Below are 4551 nucleotides of genomic sequence, written 5' to 3' on the forward strand. Positions count from 1 at the left end.
TGAAGATCATTTATCTGAGAGCAGCAGAGATAAATGATAAATGGTCTATGAGATCATTGAGGGGATATTATAAATGCATTGATGAGATTAAGGAAATGTTCCAAAGGAGGTATCCTTTATAAATACACAACATTTGGGACGCTATGTAAGAACTTCATTACTAAATTATATTATAATCCTTAAATCATACATATATAGAAAGATTTAAAAATTTGCTGTGTATGCCACCCAGATACTAATGATTAAAATTAAGGTTATTTTGGCAGTGCTTATTGCAACATTGCTTTTAAGTTCATCAGTTGTATTTTTGTGGAACGAATCTAATCATATTGATGAAAAGCATTTAAATTCTAATTCTCTCGCTGTGAACCCAAAAGATGTCTTTAAGGTGGATAAGACTTTGGCACTTGACAATAATACGCTATTTAATGGAAATCTTACATTCCCAGACCTATTTGGTTCAAACAGCATATCCTACAACCCAAACAATGGATACCTTTATGCTTATGGCAATGATAATATCGCCATAATAAACGTATCTCAGAAGCAGGTTACCAAAACCCTATCAGTTGGATCAGGAAACACTATTGTGCAAATGGTTTATGCATCCGAAGAAAAGAGCATGTATTTCATAGACAGTGCGGGTTTGCGTTCCATTTCTCCTTCCAACATCCTGAGCAGCTCATATGCACTACCTGGTAACCAGCCAGTAAGTATTTCCTATGACAATCTTACAAATCAAATTATTGTCTTACTGAAAAGCAGTTATGAAAATCAATTATGTCTCATCGATGTCAATCCCATAACGAGTGAAACCAGTTACCTTAAGAATATAACAATGTCCAATGCAGGTTTTGGTCAGCCCTATCTGATGTTCGATTATTTAAATAACAGAGTTTACGTTTCAAACTCTGATAATATAACAGTTTTGAATTTAACGACTATGAAACTGTATAATATAACATCAGATGATACTCTCTTCTTTTATTCCATGGCACTAGATACCAGCAGCGGTAACATATACATTTCCAACGGAGCAAATTTGACTGTTCTAGATACTTCCACCAACAAACTAATTGGTAACATTTCAGGTTCGGTGTCCACACCAGATACGTATGTATATTTCAATCCTAATAATGGCTATGTCTATTCCATGGGAGAAAACCATGTGTATGTATCCAATAACATGAACACTTTGGGTAAATTTACAGTAGGCGTGGGACCGGTTTCCATATGTAGCATAGGAGATAAAACATATACAATAAACGAAGATAGTATGAATATAAGTATCGATTACAATATGGCTAATTACGGCGAGATATTCGTGGGGGCTCAACCGGATTCAACAGCATTTAATCCCTATAACGGATACGTTTATGTCTCTAATCTTTTCAGCAAAAACATCTGGGTAATAAACGGAAGTACGAGTCTTATTACAGGTAATATCAATCTGACCTTTTGCCCACAGGTCGTCACAGTAAACACCTACAATGGGAGAGTTTACGTGCTTGGAGAATTCAACGGGTCAGAATATTTCGGTATTATAAATAACAAAGACCTGCAGACTGTAAAGGATCTGGGTGTATCATCGTCCACTGACGTTCACATGACTCTAGGTGGTCCTAACAATGTCTACATATCCGATCCTCTCTATGAGAAAATTATAAACCTATCGACGTTGAACTTAAATATAGAAAACATTACAATTGGGGGTTCTCCGGGATCAATAGTTTTCGATTCTTTTAACAATTACATATATGTTGAAAATGAAAGCAATTCGGAAACATATAACCTAACGGTCATAGGTAGCGGAGAAGTGGTCAAGAATATTCCCTTTGGAGGCATAAACGATTTGCTTTATGATCCTGAAAATCACTTGGTTTACATTTCAAATGATACCGGTATTTTCAGTATCGATCAGAAATTTTTAGTGTTGCCAGTTAATGGAACCACATCAAAGAATGCTCTTTTCCAGGTTTATTATTATTCGATGGCTTATGACGAGGAAAATAATGTTCTATATGCTGCAAGTCTTGGTTATGGTAGTTCTTCTCAGGATATAGGGTATGTTTCATCAATAAATCTTACAAATAACAGCTATTGTTCAAATGTTTACACCTATGGAGAACCAGTTACGAGTATTCTTACTTATGACAATGTAAGTGGTTATCTTTACGAATCTCATTTTGTTTCAGGAAGAATTTCAGTCATGTCAGGATACCAAAGCGGTTTTAATAGTACGGTGTCGTCTATCAGTGGGAAGTATAATATCACATTCACAGAATCTGGATTGCCTGCAGGAACAACGTGGTTCGTGATCCTTAATGGAACAAAGGAAACATCAACTGGGAGTAACATAATTTTCCAAGAGTCTAATGGATCTTACTCATACACAATTGGTAAAATATCGGGATATCAGATTACTCCGTCCTCGGGAACTGTAAACGTAGATGGCCATGCTAAAAGCATTGATTTAACATTCTCAAAACAAAACTCAGTAAATAATCAGAGTCAAACTTATGAAATTATAGTAATTGCAGTAATTGCCATTCTTATAATTTCAGTTGTTTTTGTATATTTTACCAAGTTTAAATAATAATCATTAATCACAAATATTTTCCCTTTTTTTCATTCTCTTGACTTTTGATAGAAAGTGTAATTTTCATAATGGTAATTCCATGCTATGATTGAGGAGGATTATCGTTATATCAGCTGTGGCGGAGATCCATTAATGTATTTAAAAAGTACATTTAAGGCAACAAAAATGGAGTTAGATCCAGGGCAGGAAATTAGAATATTTCTAAGCAGAGATAAGTTTCCATACGAAATGAATATATTTGAATCTCTGGCCAATCAGAACAAACTCAGAATACTCAATTTTAAGGTAGAAGGAAACGATTTGATAATAGAAATGCTAAGAGAAAACAATTAATTTTCCACAATAAAACAATGGGATCAAGATTATTTAAGCTGGATGTAATATAGAGATTATGAAGAAAGAACAGGCCGATATAATTTGTCCCATGATAACACCTTTTGATGGCGAAAAGAAGCCGTCTAGGGAATATTTGAAAATTTTTTTGGATGACATGAGATCTTTTGGTGTTACTAAGTTGTTTCCACTTGGAAGCAATGGACTTTTCAATTTAATGACGCTGGAAACCAAAAAGAACTTTCTAAAGATGATGCAAGAAGAGGCTATGGATTTTGAAATAATGGTTGGTGTTGGTTCTCAGAATACTGAGGAGGCCGTGGAGATGGCTAAGTTTTCTGAGGATCTGGGTTTTACCAGGATTGTACTTCAGCCTACCTATTACAATAAAGCTGAGCAGTCTTGGATGATAAGGCATTACGAAGCGGTTAGTAACTCATTTAATGGCAAAATATACATATATAGCATACCACAGCTTACCAATTCAAGAATGGATATTGAAACATACACAAACATCATGGATTCAACCGGTAAGGTAGAAGCCATTAAGGAAAGCTCCGGTGATATTAGATATTTTAACGAGGTTGCTTCTAACTTCTCGGGAAAAGTAAAATTATATCAGGGTCAGGATGATCTTCTGTTGCAATCTCTTATTATGGGGGCAACCGGTGGAGTTTGTGGAACAACAAACATCAATCCAATGGCCCTTGAAGTATATCTAAGCTATGTAAAAGGAGATATAGCTAGGGCAATAAAGGCACAGAAACAACTTAACCAGTTTTTCAGAATGGTAAATGAGTATCCATTTCCATCCATGACATATGCAGTGTTCTATAAGAAGCATAACCTAAAAGGAAAGCTCCCCGATCCAATCACTACAATGGAAAAGATTGTTGAGCCAAAGATTAACGAGGTCATAAATATGGCAGCACGTACACTGGAAGAATGATCTTGATAAGATATGATTTCTATATCCATTTATGCGGTGCATATACTTAAAAATTAATGAGCGGATACAGAATATAAGAAATGTATATTTTTCTCAATTTACACACACCCGAAATAATCTGGTAAATCAAAAGTGAAGTGGTTAAATCCAAATGAAATTCAGAAAAAAGATCATAAAAATTATAGGATTCTAAATAAGGAACACATTTAAGTATCCTCTGAATTAAGGAAAAGTAAAAAGTGTATCTGTCTGATCTTAGGAAAAATGGTTCAATTAAAAAGATTAATATAACACAGTATAAAAGCTGAAAATATGTTAAGCACTCGTAGGTTTTGATAACGAGAACGAATGTGACTTATTCCAATTATATGCATATTCTAGAGCATATTACTGTTTCCAGTCGATAAGATATTTGGCTATGCTATTTTTTTACCTTAAATTTATAATACTCAAAGATTCGTGAGAGGTACACACTTCAAAACCCAAAAAGGAAAGATATATGATGATTTCTAATAACCCCCTCATTAAACACCGTAACATTTATTCATGAAACACGCATGTTGCAGTATGAGTGACCTTCTTGATCATGCGTTGAAGGAGAAATACAACTCAATGAAGATAAATGATCCATTGGTATTCATTAAGAATGCCATTGACTGGGATGCATTCA

Annotated in this window: 3 protein-coding genes; all 3 read left to right on the forward strand. The window is 34.6% G+C overall.

Features of this window, described 5'->3' with window-relative positions:
* Positions 1 to 238 precede the first annotated feature (238 nt).
* The 3 genes from ACNF42_RS08435 to ACNF42_RS08445 all read left to right on the forward strand — a co-directional run bounded on the left by ACNF42_RS08435 (position 239) and on the right by ACNF42_RS08445 (position 3881).
* Positions 239 to 2596 (forward strand): YncE family protein, encoded by a 2358-nt coding sequence (locus ACNF42_RS08435; RefSeq protein ID WP_443340328.1) that lies wholly within the window; start codon positions 239 to 241, stop codon positions 2594 to 2596.
* Positions 2597 to 2683: 87 nt separating this feature from the next.
* Positions 2684 to 2932 carry a hypothetical protein gene (locus tag ACNF42_RS08440; RefSeq protein ID WP_443340329.1) on the forward strand — a complete coding sequence of 83 codons (249 nt, stop codon included), beginning with the start codon at positions 2684 to 2686 and terminating at the stop codon, positions 2930 to 2932.
* A 58-nt stretch (positions 2933 to 2990) separates the two neighbouring features.
* Positions 2991 to 3881 carry a dihydrodipicolinate synthase family protein gene (locus ACNF42_RS08445; RefSeq protein ID WP_443340330.1) on the forward strand — a complete coding sequence of 297 codons (891 nt, stop codon included), beginning with the start codon at positions 2991 to 2993 and terminating at the stop codon, positions 3879 to 3881.
* Positions 3882 to 4551: the final 670 nt, after the last annotated feature.

This window comes from Cuniculiplasma thermophilum (genome assembly GCF_052315355.1).
In the GTDB taxonomy this organism is placed as follows: Archaea; Thermoplasmatota; Thermoplasmata; order Thermoplasmatales; family Thermoplasmataceae; genus Cuniculiplasma.

Excerpts from the sequence above, each read along its gene's own strand:
- ACNF42_RS08435 (WP_443340328.1), top strand. The coding sequence starts at position 239 with ATGATTAAAATTAAGGTTATTTTGGCAGTGCTTATTGCAACATTGCTT.
- ACNF42_RS08440 (WP_443340329.1), top strand. The coding sequence starts at position 2,684 with ATGATTGAGGAGGATTATCGTTATATCAGCTGTGGCGGAGATCCATTA.
- ACNF42_RS08445 (WP_443340330.1), top strand. The coding sequence starts at position 2,991 with ATGAAGAAAGAACAGGCCGATATAATTTGTCCCATGATAACACCTTTT.